General features: G+C 69.5%; 17 protein-coding genes. 11 read left to right on the top strand and 6 right to left on the bottom strand.

The features are described 5' to 3' along the window. Positions 1–10: 10 nt before the first annotated feature. A complete protein-coding gene (locus tag IEY36_RS23860) occupies positions 11–1,120 on the top strand; it encodes an alpha/beta fold hydrolase (RefSeq protein WP_188971587.1) in 1,110 nt (369 codons plus the stop codon). A 33-nt stretch (positions 1,121–1,153) separates the two neighbouring features. Here the strand turns inward: IEY36_RS23860 and IEY36_RS23855 are convergent, their stop codons facing one another. Together IEY36_RS23855 and IEY36_RS23850 are read right to left on the bottom strand one after the other, a co-directional pair. Next, a complete protein-coding gene (locus IEY36_RS23855; RefSeq protein WP_188971585.1) occupies positions 1,154–1,447 on the bottom strand; it encodes an RNA-binding S4 domain-containing protein in 294 nt (97 codons plus the stop codon). 1 nt (position 1,448) lies between these two features. Then, a complete protein-coding gene (locus IEY36_RS23850; protein ID WP_456307058.1) occupies positions 1,449–4,349 on the bottom strand; it encodes a helicase-related protein in 2,901 nt (966 codons plus the stop codon). 47 nt (positions 4,350–4,396) lie between these two features. Here IEY36_RS23850 and IEY36_RS23845 point away from each other — a divergent pair, with 47 nt between their 5' ends. Continuing rightward, on the top strand, positions 4,397–5,527 hold the full coding sequence (locus IEY36_RS23845; RefSeq protein ID WP_188971581.1) for an MFS transporter: 1,131 nt from the start codon (positions 4,397–4,399) through the stop codon (positions 5,525–5,527). Between the two features lie 129 nt (positions 5,528–5,656). Then, positions 5,657–6,853, top strand: a complete 1,197-nt coding sequence (locus IEY36_RS23840) for a serine hydrolase domain-containing protein (RefSeq protein WP_188971579.1) — start codon at positions 5,657–5,659, stop codon at positions 6,851–6,853. A gap of 360 nt (positions 6,854–7,213) precedes the next feature. On the opposite strand, the gene acnA is transcribed toward IEY36_RS23840, so the two are convergent. After that, complete coding sequence (gene acnA, locus IEY36_RS23835; RefSeq protein WP_188971578.1) at positions 7,214–9,910, bottom strand: aconitate hydratase AcnA; 2,697 nt, start codon at positions 9,908–9,910, stop codon at positions 7,214–7,216. A 100-nt stretch (positions 9,911–10,010) separates the two neighbouring features. Here acnA and ccmA point away from each other — a divergent pair, with 100 nt between their 5' ends. Together ccmA and ccmB are read left to right on the top strand one after the other, a co-directional pair. After that, positions 10,011–10,622 carry a heme ABC exporter ATP-binding protein CcmA gene (ccmA, locus tag IEY36_RS23830; RefSeq protein ID WP_229681537.1) on the top strand — a complete coding sequence of 204 codons (612 nt, stop codon included), beginning with the start codon at positions 10,011–10,013 and terminating at the stop codon, positions 10,620–10,622. Continuing rightward, positions 10,619–11,278 carry a heme exporter protein CcmB gene (gene ccmB, locus IEY36_RS23825; protein WP_188971576.1) on the top strand — a complete coding sequence of 220 codons (660 nt, stop codon included), beginning with the start codon at positions 10,619–10,621 and terminating at the stop codon, positions 11,276–11,278. Before ccmA ends, ccmB begins: the two co-directional genes overlap by 4 nt. 286 nt (positions 11,279–11,564) lie before the next feature. Here the strand turns inward: ccmB and IEY36_RS23820 are convergent, their stop codons facing one another. Next, positions 11,565–11,741 (bottom strand): hypothetical protein, encoded by a 177-nt coding sequence (locus IEY36_RS23820; protein ID WP_188971574.1) that lies wholly within the window; start codon positions 11,739–11,741, stop codon positions 11,565–11,567. 599 nt (positions 11,742–12,340) lie between these two features. On the opposite strand from IEY36_RS23820, the gene IEY36_RS23815 reads away from it, so the two are divergent. Both IEY36_RS23815 and IEY36_RS23810 read left to right on the top strand, forming a co-directional pair. After that, positions 12,341–15,091 carry a Hint domain-containing protein gene (locus IEY36_RS23815; protein WP_188971572.1) on the top strand — a complete coding sequence of 917 codons (2,751 nt, stop codon included), beginning with the start codon at positions 12,341–12,343 and terminating at the stop codon, positions 15,089–15,091. Positions 15,092–15,480: 389 nt separating this feature from the next. Then, positions 15,481–15,753, top strand: a complete 273-nt coding sequence (locus tag IEY36_RS23810; RefSeq protein ID WP_188971570.1) for a hypothetical protein — start codon at positions 15,481–15,483, stop codon at positions 15,751–15,753. Positions 15,754–15,992: 239 nt separating this feature from the next. Here IEY36_RS23810 and IEY36_RS23805 read toward each other — a convergent pair whose 3' ends face one another. Together IEY36_RS23805 and IEY36_RS23800 are read right to left on the bottom strand one after the other, a co-directional pair. Continuing rightward, complete coding sequence (locus tag IEY36_RS23805) at positions 15,993–16,985, bottom strand: NAD(P)H-dependent glycerol-3-phosphate dehydrogenase (RefSeq protein WP_373290344.1); 993 nt, start codon at positions 16,983–16,985, stop codon at positions 15,993–15,995. A gap of 331 nt (positions 16,986–17,316) precedes the next feature. Further along, a complete protein-coding gene (locus IEY36_RS23800; protein ID WP_188971565.1) occupies positions 17,317–18,141 on the bottom strand; it encodes a 23S rRNA (adenine(2030)-N(6))-methyltransferase RlmJ in 825 nt (274 codons plus the stop codon). A 301-nt stretch (positions 18,142–18,442) separates the two neighbouring features. Between IEY36_RS23800 and IEY36_RS23795 the strand changes: the two genes are divergently transcribed. The 4 genes from IEY36_RS23795 (at position 18,443) to IEY36_RS23780 (ending at position 20,366) form a co-directional block, all read left to right on the top strand. Beyond that, positions 18,443–19,405: a tripartite tricarboxylate transporter substrate binding protein gene (locus IEY36_RS23795; RefSeq protein ID WP_188971563.1), complete on the top strand. Its 963-nt coding sequence runs from the start codon at positions 18,443–18,445 to the stop codon at positions 19,403–19,405. A gap of 270 nt (positions 19,406–19,675) precedes the next feature. Next, on the top strand, positions 19,676–19,882 hold the full coding sequence (locus tag IEY36_RS23790; protein ID WP_168043352.1) for a cold-shock protein: 207 nt from the start codon (positions 19,676–19,678) through the stop codon (positions 19,880–19,882). Positions 19,883–19,941: 59 nt separating this feature from the next. Further along, the gene (locus IEY36_RS23785) at positions 19,942–20,115 is read left to right on the top strand and encodes a hypothetical protein (RefSeq protein ID WP_188971561.1); all 174 of its coding nucleotides are present in this window, start codon (positions 19,942–19,944) and stop codon (positions 20,113–20,115) included. A 20-nt stretch (positions 20,116–20,135) separates the two neighbouring features. Then, positions 20,136–20,366: a hypothetical protein gene (locus IEY36_RS23780; RefSeq protein ID WP_188971558.1), complete on the top strand. Its 231-nt coding sequence runs from the start codon at positions 20,136–20,138 to the stop codon at positions 20,364–20,366. The last annotated feature ends 76 nt before the right edge of the window (positions 20,367–20,442 follow it).

Raw genomic sequence — 20,442 nt, 5'->3', positions numbered from 1 at the left:
AGGAACGCTCATGGATCCGCTCAGCCCCGAACTCCTGCCCGCCGGCATCCGGTCGCGCATGGTGCCGGGTATCAACGGCCTGACCATGCATGTGCTGGAAGCCGGCGAGGCCGGCCGGCCCGTGTTGCTGTTGCTGCACGGCTTTCCCGAGCTCGCCGTCTCCTGGCGGCGCGTGATGGTTCCCTTGGCCGAGGCGGGGTTTCACGTCATCGCGCCGGATCAGCGCGGCTATGGCCGCACCATCGGCTGGTCGGACGCCTATGACACCGACCTCAGGCCCTTCGCGATGCTCAACCTGGTGCGCGACCAACTCGCCCTGCTGAAGACGCTTGGCGTGCCGGCCGTCCATGCCGTGATCGGGCATGATTTCGGCTCCCCCGTCGCGGCGCACTGCGCGCTGGTGCGGCCGGACGTGTTCCGCCGCGTCGCGCTGATGAGCGCGCCCTTCGCCGGCCCGCCCGCCCTCGGTTCATCCGACCGCGCGCCGGCGGCCGACATCGCGCAGGCGCTCGCCGCTCTGCCGCGGCCGCGCAAGCACTACCATTGGTACTACGCGACCCGCCCGGCGAATGGCGACATGATCGCCCCGCCACAGGGCCTGCACGCTTTCCTGCGCGCCTATTACCACCACAAATCGGGCGACTGGGCGGGCAATGACGTCTTCCCGCTGAAGGGCTGGACGGCCGAGGAACTCGCCAAGCTGCCCACCTACTATGTGATGGATGCCGCCGAGACGATGCCGCAGACGGTGGCGCATGAAATGCCCTCCGCCGACCACATCGCCGCCTGCACATGGCTGACCGAGGCTGACCTCGCGGTCTATGCTGCCGAATACGGACGCAGCGGTTTTCAGGGCGGGCTGAACGGCTACCGCACGCGCTTCCTCGGCACGAACATGGAAATGGAGGCCTTCGCCGGCCGCCGGATCGAGGTGCCGGCGACCTTCATCGGCGGCGCGCGGGACTGGGGCGTGCAGCAGTCACCGGGCGCGCTGCACAAGATGGAAACCGAGGCCACCGCCGATTGGCGCGGCACGCATCTGGTGGCCGGCGCCGGGCACTGGGTCCAACAGGAACGGCCAGTGGAGACCGTGCGGCTGCTGCTCGACTTCCTGCGGTAGCGAGGCGACGCCCGGCACCGGGGCATTCCCCAATCACCCAGTGCCGGACAGATCCTCGTACAGGGCCTGGGCCTCCGCCGCCGGCCCGCGCCGTTCGGCGAGCGCGACTACCCGCCACACGGCGATGCGCCCGGTTTCGCCGCGTCCCTGGGCGATGGTCAGCACATCGCCCGGGCGCACCCGGGCATGCGGCTTGTCGGTCGGCAGGCGGTTGATGCGCACTACGCCGGCTTCGACCAGCTTGGCGCAATCAGCGCGCGTCTTGCGCAGACGCGCGCACCACAGCCAGGCATCGAGGCGTTGTGCCTCGCGCCCGTCCGCCACCATGTCAGTCCTTCTTCAGCAGATTGGCCAGGACGGCAAAGGGGCTGTCCGGGCGCGGCATGGAAGGTAGCTGCACGCGTTCCTCGCGCGGGCGACGCGGGCGGTCGCGGTCACGGTCGCCCTGGTAGGGCTTGCCACCCTGGCGCTGGTCGTTGCGCGGCGGGCGTTGGTCCTGGCGCGGCGGGCGCTGGTCCTGCCTGGGCGGGCGCGCGTCCTGGCGCGGCGCCTCGGCGGTCCCGGCCTCGGCGGGCGCGGCACCCTCGGCGACGGGCGCGGCATCCGGGCGCGGACCGCGGCGGTCGTCACGCCGCGGGCCACGCTGCTGCTCGTCCCGCTTAGGGCCGCGCTGGTCGTCGCGGCGGGGGCCACGCTGTTCATCGCGACGCGGGCCGCGATGGTGTTCCTGGCGCGGCGGCCGGGCATGGGCGATGCGCGCCGGGGCAGGCGGGCCGAAGGCGGTCTCCTCCAGCACTTCGGCAGGCATCAGGCGGAAGCCCATGGCGTCCAGCACCGGGCCGAGCATCTCGCCCTTGATGCCGAGCCGGCTCGCCAAGTCGACCGGCAGCATGGCCGGCGCGCGGCGCGTCAGATGGCCGATCTCGCCGGCGATGCGTTCCGCCACGTCCAACCGCAGCAACACCGGGCCGGCCGGCAGCCAGCCCATTGTCTCGGCGAAGCCGCGCGGCCAGTCCTCGCGCACCGGGATGGCGATGAGGCCGCCACCGGGCAGCTTCGGGGCCTCGATCCCACGCAGTAGCGACCAGAGCTGGGCGCGCAACGCCATCGCCTTGGGCTTCATCGCCTCTGGCACGAACAGCGCGTAACGCCCGGCGCGGATGCCGATGGCCTTCAGCTTCTGGCGCAGATCCGGGCGAATCTCCGGGTCGGTCCGACCCATCGCCAAGCCGAGTTCCTCGCGCAGCCGGAAGGCCGGGCCGCGCAGGGTGTTGTCCTCGGCGGCCTTGCCTTCGGCGGTGAAAATGGCGCCGAGTTCGCGCTTGATCAGCGCCTCCAGCCAGGTCGCCAGCCGCTCGCGGATGCGTTCGCGCTGCGCGCCGTCGAGGAATTCGCTCGCCAGCACCTCGACCTGCGGCTTGGAAGGCTCGGAGCCCGGCTTCAGCTTCGCCACCTCGGCGATGTCGCCGAGGCCCGCCGGCATGTTCGGCGCGTGGGAATAGGCCCAGGTGATCTTGTGCGAGGGCGTCAGCGCGAAGGCGTCGTCCTTCGCCGCTTCCAGCATGGCGACGCGGCGCGGGATCTCGGCGACCAGCGCACGACGGGCAGCGCGCAGGACGACGCGGCGCTCCTCCTCATCCACCGTCTCGGAATCGGGCTCGAAGGCGAAGCCCTTCACATGGCCGACCGGATGACCCTCGACCACCACCTCGCCACGACGGGTGACGGCGGAGAGCAGTTCCTCCTCGGTGTCGTCCATCTTGCGGATCAGGTGGGCGGCGCGGCGGTCGACGAAACGCGCCGTCAGCGTCTCATGCAGCGCGTCGGAGACCATGTCCTCCGCACGCCGGGCATCGGCCTGCAGCGACGGGGCGTCGTCGATCCAGTCATTGCGCGCGGCGATGTAGGCCCAGACGCGAATCGCGGTGATCCGCGCCATCAGCGTGTCGAGGTCGCCATCGGTGCGTTCGAGCACCGCCAGCGAGGAGGACACCCAGTCCTTCGGCAGCTTGCCGTCGCGCGCCAGATGCGTGAACAGCTTGCTGCACAGTGCGGTGTGGCTGTCATCGGCCAGCTTGCGGAAATCCGGCACCTGGCAGGCTTCCCACAGCAGCCGCACGCGCGACATGGTGTCGGCGAGGCCGCGCACCTCGACATCGCGCGACAGGGCTTCGAGGGTGATGTGGTCGACCGCGTCATGCCCCTTGGCGAGGCCCGCCTGCGGCGGATTCATCGCCAGGCTACCGAGCAGCCCGTCGATCGAAGTGAAGTCGAGGTCCGAATTGCGCCAGGCGAGCTGGGCGATCGGCTCGAAGGCGTGGGTCTCGACCGCGGCGACGATCTCGTCCGGCATGGCGGGGCATTCGGCGGTGGTGCCGAAGCTGCCATCCTTCATGCCGCGCCCGGCGCGGCCGGCGATCTGCGCGACTTCCTGCGCGGTCAGCGGCCGCGGTTGCTGGCCGTCGAACTTCGACAGGGCGGCGAAGGCGACATGGTCGACATCCATGTTCAGCCCCATCCCGATCGCATCGGTGGCGACCAGGAAATCGACTTCGCGATTCTGGTACAACGCGACCTGCGCATTGCGCGTGCGTGGGGAAAGCCGCCCCATCACGACGGCGCAGCCGCCACGACGGCGGCGCACCGCTTCGGCGATCGCGTAAACTTCCTGTGCAGAGAAGGCGACGATCGCCGAACGCGCCGGCAGCCGCGTCAGCTTTGCTGGACCTGCATAGGTCAACTGCGACAGGCGCGGGCGGGTCTCGATCTCGGCGCGCGGCACCAAGCGGCGCAGCAGCGGCGCGATGGTCTCGGCACCGAGAAACATCGTCTCGACCATGCCGCGCGCATGCAACAGCCGGTCGGTGAAGACGTGTCCGCGGTCAGGGTCCGCGCAGAGCTGGATCTCGTCGATGGCAAGGAATTCGACCGGGCGGTCGAGCGGCATCGCCTCGACCGTGCAGGCGAACCACTTCGCCTCGGGGGGGACGATCTTCTCCTCCCCCGTGATCAGCGCGACGAGCTTCTCGCCCTTTTGAGCGACCATGCGGTCGTAATTCTCGCGCGCCAGCAGGCGCAGCGGGAATCCGATGATGCCCGACGAATGAGCCAGCAGGCGCTCGATGGCGAGATGCGTCTTGCCGGTATTGGTTGGGCCGAGGACGGCCCGGACCCGAGGTTCGAACATAGCGCGCAGATATTCCGAGTGGGGGGCGGACTTCCGTCGCATGGGAGGCGGCTCTTGTCCATGGCGGGGGCGTCCGGCATGGCTTTCGCGTGACATCTTCTGCCCCGCGTTTCGGCCTGTTGTTCATCGCCCAATTCGGCGCGGTGGGCGTGATGATGCCGTTCATCCCGCCGCTGATGGCCGGTGCGGGGCTCTCCGCTGGGGAGATTGCTGGCGTGCTCGCGACCGGTTCGGCGATGCGGCTGGTCTCGGGGCCGGTCGGCGGGCGCGTGGCGGATGCGCTGGGGCAGCCGCGGGCGGTGATGGCCGGCGGGGCGATGATCGCGGCGCTGGCATCCTGCCTGTACGGCCTGGCGCAGGGGCTGCCCGGCTTTCTTGCGGCGAGTCTGCTGCTGTCCTTCGGCTACGCCGCGGTGGTGCCGCTCGGCGATGCCATGGCGCTGCGCGCGGCGCGCGAGGAAGGCTGGGATTACGGCAGGGTCCGCGCGCTGGGCTCGGTAGCCTTCATCGCCACCGCGAGCGGCGGTGGCTGGCTGGTCGAACGCACCGGGGCGGGCAGCGCGGCCTGGCTGCTGGCCGCGGCCATGGCGGCCTCGGCGGTTGCGGCGCTGATGCTGCCGGCGCGTTCGGGTACGGCGCGGCGTGGCGGCGGCGCCTTTCGCGCGGTGGCGGCGTTGACCGCCTTCCGGCGGATACTGTTGGTCGCGGCGCTGATCCAGGGGAGCCACGCCGCCTATTACGCCTTCGGGTCGATCCATTGGGCCCAGTCGGGCGTCTCGGGGACGGCGATCGGGTTGCTCTGGGCGTGGTCGGTGGTGGCCGAGGTTGCCCTGTTCGCCTGGGGGCGTGGGGTGGCGGACCGGCTCGGCGCGCGCGGGCTGGCGATGCTGGCGGCCGGAGCGGGACTGCTGCGCTGGGGCATTACCGCCGAGACGGTGGCCCTGCCGGCGCTGGTCATGGCGCAGGCCCTGCATGCGCTCACCTTTGGGGCGATGCATCTCGCGACCATGCGGGTGATGCAGCAGGCCATCCCGCATGCGGTGGCGGGGACGGCGCAAACGCTGCTCGCCGCCGGGATCGGGGCGGTGATGATGATGGCGACGCTGACGGCCGGACAGGGATACGACGCCTTCGGCCCGGCGGTGTTCTGGGGCATGGCGGGGATGTGTGGAGTTGCGATCCTGGCCCTCCTGCGGCTGCCACGGGAGGATCGGTCCTGATGCACAATGCCGCGCTCCGCTGCGCGCCCGCACCCGTGCTGAGGTCTTGCGCGGCGTAGCCGGACCATCGGTCCTTGCGTCCCGGGCTTTACCGCACCCAGACTTCCGTCTCATCGGACGGGTAAGCCCATGCAACGCAGAACCATTGTCGCCGCCACTACAGCGGCGGGGCTGATCGCCGCGCGCCCACCGGCGGCGCAGGCCGCTGGCGCACCCCCGGCCAGCCTTGATGCATTGCTGGCGCCCTATCTGTCCCGCTTCGCCCTGCCCGCGCTCGGTGCGGCGGTGGTGAAGGATGGGCGGATCATCGCCGCGGGGACGGTCGGCACCAGGCGTGCCAACGCGCAGGTCCCTGTCACCCTGACAGACCGCTTCCATATCGGTTCCTGCACCAAGGCGATGACGGCGCTGCTCGCCGGCGTGCTGGTCGATGCCGGCCGGATCGGCTGGAACACCACGATCGGGCAGACCTTCCCCAATTTGCGGCTCGGGATGGATGATGGGCTCGCCGGCGTGACGCTGGAACAGTTGCTGTCCCACATCGGCGGCATTCCGACGGACAGCGAAGACCTGCTGAAGGTGGTTCTCGATTCGCAACGGCTGGAGGGGGTGAACCTCGACGCCATGAGACGCTGGATAATCGGCCAATGGCGCGCTCGGCCGCTGGCCTGGCCTGCCGGCACGACCTTCGCCTATTCGAACCTCGGCTACATCATCGCTGGCGCCATGCTCGAATCCGCCGGGACCGCGACCTGGGAGGAACTGGTCTCGACGCGGATCTTCGACGCGCTGGGCCTCACGACGGCCGGCATCGGGCCGCAATCGAGCAGGGGGCGGGTGGATGCCCCGCTCGGCCATGAGATCCGGCAGGACGGCACGCTGAAGCCGATCCTGGCGGGGCCGAATGGGGATGCGCAGCCGGTCATCGGTCCGGTCGGCGGCGTGCACCTGTCGATCCTCGACTTCGCGACCTGGGCCGGCTGGCACGCCGGCGCCGGGCGGCGTGGGCCGGTGCTGGTCACGCCTGATACGCTGCGCCGGCTGCACACGAAGGTCATCGACATACCGCCGGACCCCAATGCCCCACCCGGCACGCCGGCCGCGGTCGGATACGGCTTTGGCTGGGTCTACGGCACGCTTCCCTACACGCATGGCACGGTCATGCTGCACACCGGCTCGAATGGGCTGAACAAGGCGAAGGTGTTGGTGCAGCCCGACAAGGATTTCGCCATGGTGGTCGCGACCAATCGCGACGATGCCCACTCGGATGAGGCGCTGACGGCACTGCAGGAAGCGCTGTACCGGGCCCACGCAACGCCAGGCTGAGGCCCACAACGAAGAAGCGCGCGACCCTCACGGTTCGCGCGCCCTCAACAACCAGACACATGACCCGATGCCACGCATCGGGGCGCAAGCGCGCCCAGACGCTCAGAGACCGGTTGAAAAGCCCGGCACCGGCCCGCACCCCCACCCGGCCACCCATTCCAGGATACTGACGTGGGTGGCCGGGTTGGGGGTGCGGGCCGGTGCCGGACCTCAACATGCGCCTCCTGGCGCATTTTCAAACGGTCTCTCAGCCGTCGCCAAGGCGGCAATGCGTCGCGCGGCGACCGGGCGCCCGGATGGGCGCGCCGGCGCCTGAGGCCAAACAGAACACTCAGCGGCCCATCGCGTGGGCCGCGGACATCAGGCCGCCTTCGCCATCCCGCGCAGCACGTAGTGCAGGATGCCGCCGTTCTTGTAGTACTCGACCTCATCGGCGGTATCGACGCGGCACATCACCTGCGTCGTCACCTTGGTGCCGTCGGCGCGGGTGATGACCACATCCATCATCATGCGCGGGGAGAGGTTCTCCACGCCCATGATGTCGATGGTCTCGTCGCCGGTCAGGCCCAGGGTCTGGCGGGTCTCGCCTTCCTTGAAGACCAGCGGCAGCACGCCCATGCCGACCAGGTTCGAGCGGTGGATGCGCTCGAAGCTCTCGGCGATGACCGCCTTCACGCCCAGCAGGAAGGTGCCCTTCGCCGCCCAGTCGCGCGACGAACCGGTGCCGTATTCCTTGCCGCCGATGACCACCAGCGGCACGCCCTCGGCCTTGTACTTCATCGCCACGTCGTAGATCGGCGCCACAGTGCCCGAGGGGTAGTGCTTGGACACACCGCCTTCGACGCCGGGCACCATCTCGTTCTTGATGCGGATATTGGCGAAGGTGCCACGCATCATGACCTGGTGGTTGCCGCGCCGCGCGCCGTAGGAGTTGAAGTCATCCTGCCGCACCTGGTGCTCCAGCAGGTATTCACCCGCCGGCGAGGCCTTCTTGATCGAACCGGCCGGGGAGATGTGGTCGGTCGTAATGGAATCCGCGAGTTCGGCCAGGATGCGCGCACCCTTGATCGAGGAGACGGCGGCCGGCTCCATCGTCATGCCCTCGAAGTACGGAGGGTTCTGCACGTAGGTGGAGCCCGAGTTCCAGCGATAGGTGTCGCTGTCCGCATCGACGCGGATTGCCTGCCACTGCTGCGGGCCCTTGAACACGTCGCCGTAGCGTTCCTGGAACATCTCGCGCGTGACGACGGCATGCACCGTGTCGGCGACTTCCTTCTGCGTCGGCCAGATGTCCTTCAGGTACACTGGCTTGCCATCGGTGCCGTTGGCGATCGGCTCCTTCGTCAGGTCCTTCTTCACCGTGCCGGCGAGCGCATACGCGACCACCAGCGGCGGGGAGGCGAGGTAGTTCGCGCGCACATTGGCATGCACGCGGCCTTCGAAGTTGCGGTTGCCCGACAGCACCGAGGTCACGACGAGCTTGTTGTTCTCAATGGCGTCCACGATCGGCTCGGCCAGCGGGCCGGAATTGCCGATGCAGGTGGTGCAGCCATAGCCAACGGTCTGGAAGCCGAGCGCATCCAGGTCCTTCGACAGGCCGGACTTGTCGAGATACTCGGTCACCACCTGCGAACCCGGGGCGAGCGAGGTCTTCACCCACGGCTTCGCCGTCAGCCCCTTCTCCACCGCCTTCTTCGCCACGAGGCCGGCGGCCACGAGGACATAGGGGTTGGAGGTGTTGGTGCAGGAGGTGATCGCCGCGATCACCACGTCGCCGTGGCCGAGGTCGTAATTCGCCCCGGCGACCGGCACGCGCAGCTCGGCTTTGTCGCCCGGCACGCCCATGGTGCCCGCGGCGAGGTCCTTGCCGAAGGCGCCGGCAACGTTGGACAGCGCGAGGCGGTCCTGCGGCCGCTTCGGCCCGGCCATGGAGGGTTCGACCGTCGAGAGGTCGAGTTCCAGCATGTCGGTGAACACGGGGTCCGGCATGCCCTTCTCGTGGAACATGCCCTGCGCCTTGAGGTAGTCGCGCGCCAGGTTGATGCGGTGCTCGTCGCGGCCGGACAGACGCAGATATTCAAGCGTCACGTCGTCGACCGGGAAGAAGCCGCAGGTCGCGCCGTATTCCGGCGCCATGTTGCCGATGGTGGCGCGGTCGGCGAGTGCCAGGTTGTCGAGACCGGGGCCGAAGAATTCGACGAACTTGCCGACCACGCCCTTCTTGCGCAGCATCTGCGTGACGGTCAGCACCAGGTCGGTGGCCGTCATGCCTTCCTTCAGCGTGCCGGTCAGCTTGAAGCCGATGACATCGGGGATGAGCATGGCGATCGGCTGGCCGAGCATGGCCGCCTCGGCCTCGATGCCGCCCACGCCCCAGCCGAGCACGCCGAGGCCATTGACCATCGTGGTGTGGCTGTCGGTGCCGTAGCAACTGTCGGGGAAGGCGAAGACCTCGCCGGTGTCGGTCGCGGTCCAAACGACCTGCGCGAGGTATTCCAGGTTCACCTGGTGGCAGATGCCGGTACCCGGCGGGACGACGCGGAAATTGTCGAAGGCTTCCTGGCCCCAGCGGAGGAACTCGTAGCGCTCGCCATTGCGCTCGAACTCGACATCCACGTTCTTCTGCAGGGCCGAGGCGGAACCGGAGTAGTCCACCATCACCGAATGGTCGATGACGAGGTCCACGGGCACCAGCGGGTTCACTTTGCGCGGGTCGCCGCCAAGCTTCAGCAGCGCGTCGCGCATCGCGGCGAGGTCGACCACCGCGGGCACGCCGGTGAAGTCCTGCAGCAGGATGCGGGCCGGGCGGAACGGCACTTCCTTGGTCGAGCGGCCCTCCTTCACCCATTCCGCGATCTTCTTCGCGTCGTCGACGGTGTAGGAGCGGCCATCTTCGCAGCGCAGCACGTTCTCGAGCAGCACCTTGAGGCTGTAGGGCAGGCGCGAGATGTCGCCGATGCTCTTGGCCGCCTCGGGCAGGCTGAAGTAGTGATAGGTCTTGCCGTCCACCGCTAGGGTGCGGCGGGTCTTCAGGCTGTCCTGCCCGATCATCCGCATGGTTGGGTGCCCTTCTCGATCCGAGGCCGCGGTTCGCGGCCGCACAAACGCGCGGTTTAAAGCATGACGGCCGGAAACGGTCCATGGATTGGGGGCGGGATTGGCTGAACAGGGCGAAACGGTGCTCGAAGCGCGCGACCTCGCCTGCCTGCGCGGGGAGCGCGTGGTCTTCGCCGGCCTGTCCTTCACCATCCCCGCCGGCGCGGCGCTGCTGCTGACCGGGGCCAATGGCGCCGGCAAATCCACCCTGCTGCGCATGCTCGCCGGGCTGCTGCGCCCGGCCGAGGGCGCGGTGGTCTGGTCAGGGACGGATATCGCCGCCGACCCGCCCGCCCATGCCGCCCGGCTGCGCTATCTGTCCCACCAGGATGCGCTGAAGCCGGCGCTGACCGTGGCTGAGAACCTCGCCTTCTTCGCCGGGCTGTGGGGCGGGGCGGTGGGCTCGGCGCTGGAGGCGGTGGCGCTTGGCGGGCTCGCCGAGCTGCCGGCGCGGGTGTTGTCCTCGGGCCAGAAGCGACGGCTGGCGCTGGCGCGGCTGGCCCTGGCGCCGGCGCCGCTGTGGCTGCTGGACGAACCGACCACGGGGCTCGATGCCGCCTCGGTCGAACGGCTGGGGCCGCTGCTGGAGGCGCATCGGGCGGCGGGCGGCATCGTCGTCGCCGCGACGCATATCCCGCTGCCACTGCCCGATGCGCGGGAGTTGCGGTTGTGAGGGCCTTCGCCGCCCTGTTGGCGCGCGAGATACGCCTCGCCCTGCGCCACCCGGCCGACACGCTGGCGGCGGTGCTGTTCTTCGTGCTGGTCGCGTCGCTGTTCCCCTTCGGTGTCGGCCCGGCGCCGGAGACGCTGGCGCGGCTCGCCCCCGGGGCTCTGTTCGCCGCCGCGCTGCTGGCGGCGCTGCTGCCGCTCGACCGGCTGTTCGGGGCGGATGCGGAGGATGGCACGCTTGACCAGTTGCTGCTGTCGGGGCTACCGCGCGCGGGCATCGCGGCGGCCAAGGCGCTGGGGCATTGGATCACCACCGGCCTGCCGCTGCTGGCCGCGACACCGGTCGCCGCCGCCATGCTGAACCTGCCGGTCGAGGCCTGGGGCGCGGCGCTGGCGGCGCTGGCGCTGGCCACCGCGCTGCTGTCGCTGCTCGGCACGGTGGGGGCGGCGCTGACGCTCGGCGCGCGGCGCGGCGGCGTGCTGCTGCCGTTGCTGGTGCTGCCGCTGGCGATTCCGGCGGTGATCTTCGGCGCTGCGGCGATCGAAGCCGCCGCCGCGGGGCTTTCGCCCGCGCCATTCCTGTTGCTGCTCGGCGCCGGGGTGTCGCTGGCGCTGCCGCTGGCACCGCTGGCGGCCGGAGCGGCGTTGACGAGCGAATAGCTCGACGGTGCTGCGAGGCCGGATCGCCGCAACGTCATCGATGCCGGCATGCCGCGCATCGCGCCGCGCCCGCCCCTGCCAGCCAGCGCCTGGCGCGGGGCCAGCATCGGCTTGGCGGTGAAGTGCCGCACCGACGATGCAGGATCCTTGTTGGGCCCGATGGATGCTTCGCTGGTTACTGGCGCGCCGAGCGGTCATGGCGCGCCCGGTCGAACGGCACGGGCCTGACGCTGCGCCGCCGCCGCAACTGGCCGGGACCGGTCGGAAGCGTCCACGCGCCGATACATCACGCAATGGTGATAATGCCGGAATGCGTGTGACGGGGCGCCCGCGCGGTTCGAGCTGCGCCGGCGATACACGCCAGGCGTGAAAGCGCCACCTCTTTTCCATTGATTCGCTCGGCTCCGAAACGGCCGCGCGGCTGCGCAATCTTCGTTGGATGTCTCTGCATCAGTTCGAGCATGGGTGCACGCCGCACAACCGTGGCGTGTCTCAATAATCATTTAAATCTGATTTACAGATGAAAATTGCACGAATTTGTGAGTATATGGCGCGAAGAAAAGCGGCAACAAGCGCACTACGTCTCATTTATCGTTAATTGACGCGGATCAATGTCTTGTCCTGAAATTCGATACGATCGCATGATTGCCGGTCCTGCCGTCTCGGCGGTCCGCCGGTCCGCCGCGCGGCTCGCCCGGCGGCTGTGGCAGGCGAGCCAACGCGGCGTGAGGCTGACACGACGCGACGCCGCCGCGATGCCGGCATCCGTGCCTGCGGCCATTGCCGGCATCCGGCCATCGGGGGGCGCGTCGACGCTCCCGTCGCCGGGGGGCGTGGCGCAGGCCACTGCCCGTGCGCCGCGCCCGGCTACACGACCGGTCGCTCCCAAGCGCCCAGCGGGCAGCCCGGGCCGACCATCCCGCGCGCCGGCCGCAGCCGGTTCGCACGTCGCGTTTCACCTGATCACCCTGCCGCGCCCGAGCGCGGCGGGTCTTCGCCATTTCCACCCCGATCGCCGCTCGGCTGCCGCCGGCGCGGCCTGTCCTTGAGGAGACGCGCCTGATGGCTAACGTTGTTGGTACCACCGGATCGGACACGCTCAGCTCGAACAGCACCGGCAGTCTGACGAACACCACGAACAATGCCGACGTGATCTACGGCGACACCCAGCTCGCCTCGGGTGCCGACGCCACGACCATTGGCAGCGCCGACTACATCGACGCACGCGGCGGCAATGACCTCGTCTACGGGCAGGGCGGCAACGACAGCATCCGCGGCAATGACGGGAATGACACCATCTTCGGCGGTGTCGGCAACGACACGATCCGAGGCGAGGACAACAACGACTCGCTGCTCGGTGGTGCCGGCAATGACTCGATCACCGGTGATTCAGGCAACGACACGGTCGAGGGCGGCGCCGGCGCCGACACCATGACCAGCGGCTCGGGCACCGACGAACTCTCCTATGCCTCCGATACGGCGGGCGTGACGGTCAGCCTGGTCGACGGCACCGCCTCGGGCGGCGACGCGCAGGGCGACAGCATCGTCGCCAACGACTTCGAGAACCTGCGTGGCGGCTCGGGCAACGACAACCTGACCGGTAGCAGCGACGTCGACAACGTGCTGTGGGGCGGCGGCGGCAACGACACCATCAACACCAACTACGGCGACACCGCCTTTGGCGAGTCCGGCAACGACCTGCTGGTCGGCAGTTCCAACGCCGGCCGCGTTGACGGCGTCGACTTCCTGGACGGCGGTGAGGGCAACGACACCATCCTCGGCAATGGCGATGCCGACACCATCTTCGGCGGCGCGGGCAACGACAGCATCGTCGGCGGCGCCAATGCCGAGACGATCGACGCCGGTGCCGACAACGACACCGTCGTCGCCACGCTCGGCAGTGACAGCATCCTCGCCGGCACCGGCACCGACCTGCTCGACTACACGGGCATCACAGGCCCGGTCACCGTCAACCTGGCGACCGAAAGAGGCACCGGCGGCGCCGGCACCGACACCATCAAGGGCTTCGAGAACGTCAATGGCGGCTCGGGCGCAGACAGCATCCTCGGCTCGACGGGTGCCAACAGCCTCTTTGGCGGTGCCGGCAACGCGAACGACACGCTGAACGGCGGCGATGGCAACGACAGCCTCAATGGCGGTGCCGGCAATGACAGCCTGATCGGCGGCAACGGCACCGACCTTGCTGACTACAGCGGCGCGACGTCCAACGTCACCGTGGCGCTCGACAGCATCGGCAGCGGCACAGGCACTGGCGGGACTGATGTCGGCACCGACAGCCTGACCGGCATGGAGAACGTCACCGGCGGGACGGGCAATGACCTGATCACCGGCGGCGTCGGCGGCACGCTCGCCAATGTCTTCGACGGCGGCGGCGGCAACGACACCCTGCTTGGCGGCGGCGGCAACGACACGCTGATCGGCGGCTCGGGTAATGACTGGGCGTCCTATGCGGGTGCGACCGGTGGCGTGACCGTCGCGATCGACGGCGCGGGCAATGGCTCCTCCTCGGGCGCGGCCGGCACTGACAGCCTGTCGGGTGTCGAGAACCTGCTCGGCAGCTCGAACGCGGACAGCCTCATCGGCGGTTCCTCGGCGAACTTCATCGACGGCGGCGCCGGCGGCGACACCATCGTCGGTGGCGGCGGCGCGGACAGCCTGGCCGGCGGTGCGGGCAATGACAGCCTGGTCGGCGGCTCGGACAACGAGACTATCGACGGCGGGACGGAAAACGACACGGTGGTCGGCTCGGCCGGCAATGACAGCCTGGTCGGCGGCAGCGGCATTAACACGCTGGACTATTCCGGCTCGAACGTGCCGGTCTTCCTGAACCTCAGCGGCGGCAACGACACCGTCGATGACGGCCAGGGCGGCACCGACACCATCTCCGGTTTCGGCAACTACGTCCTGGGTGACGGCAACGACACGGTGCTCGCCGGCAGCGGGGACGACACAATCGACCTTGGCGACGGCAACGACAGCTATTCCTGGAGCGAGGGCGGCGGCAATGACACCATCTATCTGGGCGGTGGCTCGGATACGATCCACCTCGAACACTGGCGCCCCGGGTCGGAAAACCCCTGGACCGTGTCCGGCGGCGGCGACGACACCACGCCGACCATCTTCACCAATGGCGACGGGGATGAACTGACCGTCTACGGCTATTCGTCGGACGACTACGTCATCAACTGCTTCGCCCCGGGCACGCGCATCGCGACCGCCCGCGGCGAAGTGGCGGTGGAGAACCTGCGCGCCGGTGATCTGGTGGTGACCGCCCATGGCGGCGCGCCACTGCAGCCGCTGGTCTGGGTTGGCCGTAGCCATGTGAACGTCGCGCGCCAGCGGGACCGCTCCAAGGCCGCGCCGATCCTGATCAAGGCCGATGCGCTGGCCGATGGTGTGCCGTTCCGCGACCTGCGCGTCAGCCCCGAGCACGCCATCTTCCTCGATGGCCGACTGGTGCCGGCGCGGCTGCTGGTGAACGACACCACCATCGTGCAGGAGCTGTGGGTGCGTGAGGTCACCTACTACCATGTCGAGTTGGCGAGCCACGGCCTTGTGGTCTCCGAAGGCGCGGTGACCGAAACCTACTTCGACGATGGCAACCGGCATCTGTTCGACAACACGAAGGTCACCGCCCTGGTGGTCGACTTCGAGGCGAAGCGCGGCAATGGCAGCTACGCCGCCACCGCCTGCGCGCCGCTGCTGGAGGAGGGCGCCCCGGCGCTCGCTGTCATCCGCGCACGCATCTCGGCTCGCGCTGAGCAGGCGCCGCGCCTTACCCAGCGCGGCTGACATGCCGACGGGACGGGGGTGGCCGGCGCCATCCCCGCCCGCTGCATCCAGGTCGGGCCTCGTGTCACAGATGTGAGGCAGCCCAAGAACCGGGAATGAGCCGCGAGCTTGATAGGCCTCCGGTCCGTGCCGGAGGCGTATCTGCCTGAAATGCCCGGATTGCCGGATCGTGCCCAAACCAGCGCGTTGATGGCGCAACCCTACACAAGATATTGAGGCGAGTTCGTCAAAAGACCGCTACCGCTGGTCGCTGGCGGCCATCAGGGCGAAATCCTATGACTTCGGCATCATGTCCCGGCCCATGTCCATGCGTCGCGTCGGTGATGATCTGACCGGCCGCCGCCAGGAGGGCGCCGCCGTGTCCGCTATTTGGAAAGGACACGTCGCCCATGGGGGACGCACAGAGCATCGGGCCTGAGGACGTCATCATCACGCTTCGCCCCGCAGCCGGCGGCGCCAGCACCATCGAGATTGATCGCTTGCAGGACGGTTCCTACCGCGCCACGCATCGCGCCGGCCTCGGGTCGCTCGAGTTGTGCCGGACCGACAATCTGGAAAGGCTACTGCGCCAGTTGAATCAGGCGCTCGTGACCGGCACGCGATCCGGCTACGTCGCCGCCGTGCGCAATCTGCACGACCTGGAGCAGATCAGGCGCGCCTGAGAATCCGGTTTCGAACGCGTCTGTTGGGTCATTCCGGTGGGCGGCAGCGGCCGATGCCCAGGCCCGGCCAGCCGTGCGGCAACATGATGCGGTCAGAGCCGGATGCGGCCCGCCGGCAATCTCGCGAAAGCCAGGCAAACCGGCTGTTTGCGCCCGGTGTCCGAGGGCCTGATGGGGCGGATGCCAGCGGTCGAAGCACTCGGCCGTTGGCATGAGGCGCCGAACCAGACGACGTTGCACTATTCCGCGCGGCGCGGTCGCGCCAGCAGGCGCGCCATTGCCTCCGGCACCGTGATCCGTTCGGCCACCAGGTCGGCCACCGCCTCGCAGATCGGCAATTCCACCCCAGCCGCCGCGGCGCGCGCGACAATGGCCGGCGCGGTCGTCACGCCCTCGGTCACGCCGGCGCGGCCCGCCAGCACCGAGGCCAGGCTATCCCCCCGCCCCAAGGCCAGGCCGAGCGACATGTTGCGGCTGCCCGGCCCGGCGCAGGTCAGCATCAGGTCGCCAAGCCCCGTCAGGCCCGCCGCCGTCTCCGCCCGCCCGCCCAGCGCGACCGCCAGGCGCGACAACTCGGCGAGCCCCCGGGTGACCAGCGCGGCGCGGGCATTCTCCCCCAGGCCGGCCCCGATCACCGCGCCCGCCGCGATGGCGATGACATTCTTCGCCGCCCCGCCGACCTCCGCGCCGATCGGGTCCTCTCCGCCATAAAGCCGGAAGGCGGCGGAGGAGAGCAGCGCCAGCCCGGACTCCCGCAACGACGCGTCGGCGGCGGCGACCACCGCGGCGGCGGGCAGGCCGCGCGCCACCTCATGCGCGAAATTCGGCCCCGACAGCACGCCTGCCGGCACGCCCGGCCGCAGCGCCGCCACCACCTCCAGCGGCAGTCGCAGGCTGCCGGCCTCGACACCCTTGCAACAGGCCAGCAATGGCACCGCCCTCACCGGCATGGCCGACAACACACCGGCCAGCGCCTGCGCCGGCACCACCAGCAAGGCGAGGGCAGCCCCGTTAAGCGCGACATTCGCATCGGCGGTAACCGTCACTGCCGCGGGCAGCGTGATACCGGGCAGGTAGCGGGCATTCTCGCGCGTCGCGGCGATCGCGGCGGCCACAGCCGGGTCGCGCGCCCACAGGGTGACGCGCCGGCCGGCACGGGCGGCCTGGATGGCCAGCGCGGTGCCCCAGGCGCCGGCACCGAGGATGGCGATTGTCTTGGTCATGGACTGCATCCGACATGGAGGGGCGCCGCCCCTCCAAACCACCCCGCCAAAGGCCTAAGGGCCTCTGGACACCTCAATTTGGCGCTGGGCGCGGCGCGCGTGCCGGGAAGGCTGCGGTTGAACTCCGCCACAAGCGGCCATCCTTTGGGTGCGACCTGTTGCGATGCCATGCCTTGGCATGAGGGCTTGCCGCGAAAGGAGGTGCCGGGATCCGAAAGCCCGGCACGGCGGCGAACACGTTCAACCCTGGCGCCAGGTATTGGTTTCCAAAGGCCCTGAGGCCTTTGGTGGGGAGAGGTCCGGAGAGGGGCAAAGCCCTTCACCGCGCGCCCATCGCCTCTCATTCCGCCACCACCCGCGTCACCGCCACCCCTGCCCCGGCCTCGTGCTCCAACCCCGCCAGCAGCGCTGAGAGCACGCCTCGTGCCGCCGCCTCGAAGCCGAAGGGTGCCTTCACCACCAGCAACCCGCTGCCGTTCAACCGCCGGGGATCGATCGGCTCGCGCAACCACATCTCGGTGGCGATCACGTCCCGCACCCCGGCGCCGCGCAACGCGTCATGGAAGTCGCGCACCGGCGCGCGGTGTTTCACCGGATACCAGGCGGCAATCATCCCGGCACGGAACCGCCGCTGCAACTCCACGATCCCGGCGGTGAGGCGATCAAACTCGTCCTCCGCCTCGAAGGGCGGGTCGAGCAGCACCAGGCCACGGCGCTCCGGGAAGGGTGTCAGGGCGCGGATCGCCTCATAGGCGTCGCGCCGATGCACCGCCACTTGGCGGTCCCGCGCGAACAGCGCGCGGAGCGCGGCATGGTCCTCCGGGTGCAATTCGCAGCAGGCGAGCCGGTCCTGCGGCCGCAGCGCCGCGCGGATCAGCGCCGGGGAGCCTGGATAACGCGCCGGAAACCCCTGCGCCGCCAACGCCGCGATGAAGGGGGCGAGCGGCCCCTCGGTGATCCCCTGCAGCCGCAGCGCGCCACGCGCAGCCTCGCCGGTTCGCGCTGCCTCATCGGCCGCGAGGTCATAGAGGCCGCGCCCGGCATGGGTGTCGAGCACCGCGAAGGGCGCCTCCTTGCGTCGCAGCGCGTCGAGCAAAAGCAGCAGCAGCGCGTGCTTCAGGCAGTCAGCGTGGTTGCCGGCGTGGAAGGCGTGACGGTAATTCATCCAGCCCCGGTCATGGCCCGGCGGGCGCGCGGGCGCAACCGCATCGCCACAGACTGGCCGCATCGGCGCGACAACTGGGCGCCCAAGCGGGCAGGGATGGTGCGGCCCGCCTTCTGGCAGCAGCGCGCAAACCGGTGGGTGATCGTCGCGGCCCTGTTCTGGGCCGTTTCATGAATCCGGCACCCTCCCAAATGCACCTCTGGAGGGGGCGCCGCCGGATGGTGCCGCGCATGGGAACGCGCGCCGTGGCGCATTCCCGCGCGCACACTAAGCTGCGATCGATCGATCGGGAGACATCACGATGTTGCCACGCCGCCCCCTGCTTGCCGCCCTGCTCGCCGCGCCGGCCATCGCCCGTGCCCAGGCGCCTTATCCATCGCATCCGGTGCGCGTCGTCGTGCCCTTCGGCGCCGGTGGTGTGATCGACGTGGTGGCGCGCATCCTGTCCGAGCCGCTGTCGCGCAAACTGGGGCAGGCGATTGTCATCGAGAACACGCCCGGCGCCGGCAGCACGATCGGCGCGCGCAACGTCACCCGCGCGCCCGCGGATGGCTATACGCTGCTGCTGAACGGCGCGGCGCATAGCGTCATCCCGGCACTGTTCCCCGATTCCGGCATCGATCCCGTCGCCGATTTCGCGCCGATCGCGCTGCTGGGCGAGCAGCCCTTCATTGTCGCGGTGAATCCGGCGGTGCCGGCGACCGATATCCCGAGCCTGCTCGCCTGGCTGCGCAGCCGTAACGGCGAGGCGACCTTCGCGACTACCGGCATCGGCGCGGCCTCCCATCTCGCGGGGGAATTGCTGAAGAAGCTCGCCGGGGTGGATTTCACCATCGTGCAGTATCGCGGCACGCCGGCGGCGGTGACGGATTTCATCGCCGGCCGGGTGGAGTTCATGATCGACAGCCAGACGCTGCTCGCACCGCTGATGCAGGATAATCGCGCGCGCGGCTTGGCCGTGACGACGGCACGGCGGTCGCGCCTGGTACCAGACCTGCCGACGATGCAGGAAGCCGGCGTGGCGGGGTACGAGACCTCGTCCTGGCAGGCGCTCTATGCGCCGGCATCGACACCCCCGGCCATCGTCGCGCGGCTGAGCGCGGCGACACTCGAGGTGCTGGCCGATCCGGCGGTGCAGGAGCGCTTTGCGCAGCGCGGCGTCGAACCGCGCCCCGGCGATGCGGCGGCGTTGCGCGGCTTCCTGAAGGCGGAGATGGACCGCTGGCTGCCGATCCTGAACACGACCGGCGCTCGCGCGGGATGATGGGCGGTTGATGCGGGCGCCCAACGTCTCGGCGTCGTCGTTCACGGTGCGCGGTGGGGCGCATCGTCGGGCGGCCGATTGGATTTGCATTCGGAGGAGGGAACGCGCATATCCCCTCCGTCACCTCGTCCGGTCCGCATCTCGGACCTGCTCTCCGTGCCTTCCCTATGGTTGAGCCGCAGCGATGGCTGGCCCGTCGCGCACCGTGCGCGCCGGCATTTCCGCCGCGCAATGTCGTGTGGCGGCAACGCTCAACCCGGAGACATCGGCATGAGCATCGGTACCGTTAAGTGGTTCAACGCGACCAAGGGCTACGGCTTCATTCAGCCGGAAGACGGCAGCAAGGACGTGTTCGTGCACATCAGCGACGTGCAGCGTTCCGGCCTGAACGGCCTCAATGAAGGCGACAAGGTCGAGTTCGAGCTGCAGCGCGGGCAGCAGGGCAAGATTTCGGCGGGCAACCTCCGCCTCGCCTGAGACTTCCAAGGGGCGGCCTTCGGGTCGCCCTTTCCATCTCTGACACGCGGAGAAACGCCGTGGCGCGAAAGCCCAATTACGGCCAACAGCGTGCCGACGTGAGCCGGTCGAAGCAGGCCAAGAAGGAAGCGAAGCTGCGCGAACGCGAAGAAGCGGTCGCCAAGCGCAAGGCCTCCGGACTGGACGATGACGAGCCCGAGAACACCGAGGCCGAGGAACCCGCGCGGGACTGACGCGCGGAGGAGAGACAGACATGGCCGCCAAACCAGGCAGCAAAGCCAACTTCGTGCTGTTCGACGTTTTCTATGAAGACGGCAGCCGCCGCTCGAACCGCAAGGTTCCCGCGGAGATCCTCGGTGGGCTCGACGGCGATGAGCCGGCCCGTAAGGTCATCGAGGAACAGGACAACGAAATCGCGAAGGCGTCCGGCCGTGCCGCGCTGGCGATCTCGCAGCTCGTCCGCGTCGACGGCAAGCGCAAGTAGTCGGCTCGGGGGAGGGTCGTCCTCCCCCCCGCCGGTGAGCGTCGCTTCAGCTCTTCGGGGCCTCCGCCCCTCTGGC

It is taken from the genome of Neoroseomonas lacus, from assembly GCF_014644535.1.
Classification (GTDB): domain Bacteria; phylum Pseudomonadota; class Alphaproteobacteria; order Acetobacterales; family Acetobacteraceae; genus Neoroseomonas; species Neoroseomonas lacus.
This window is presented reverse-complemented; position numbering and strand designations above follow the sequence as displayed.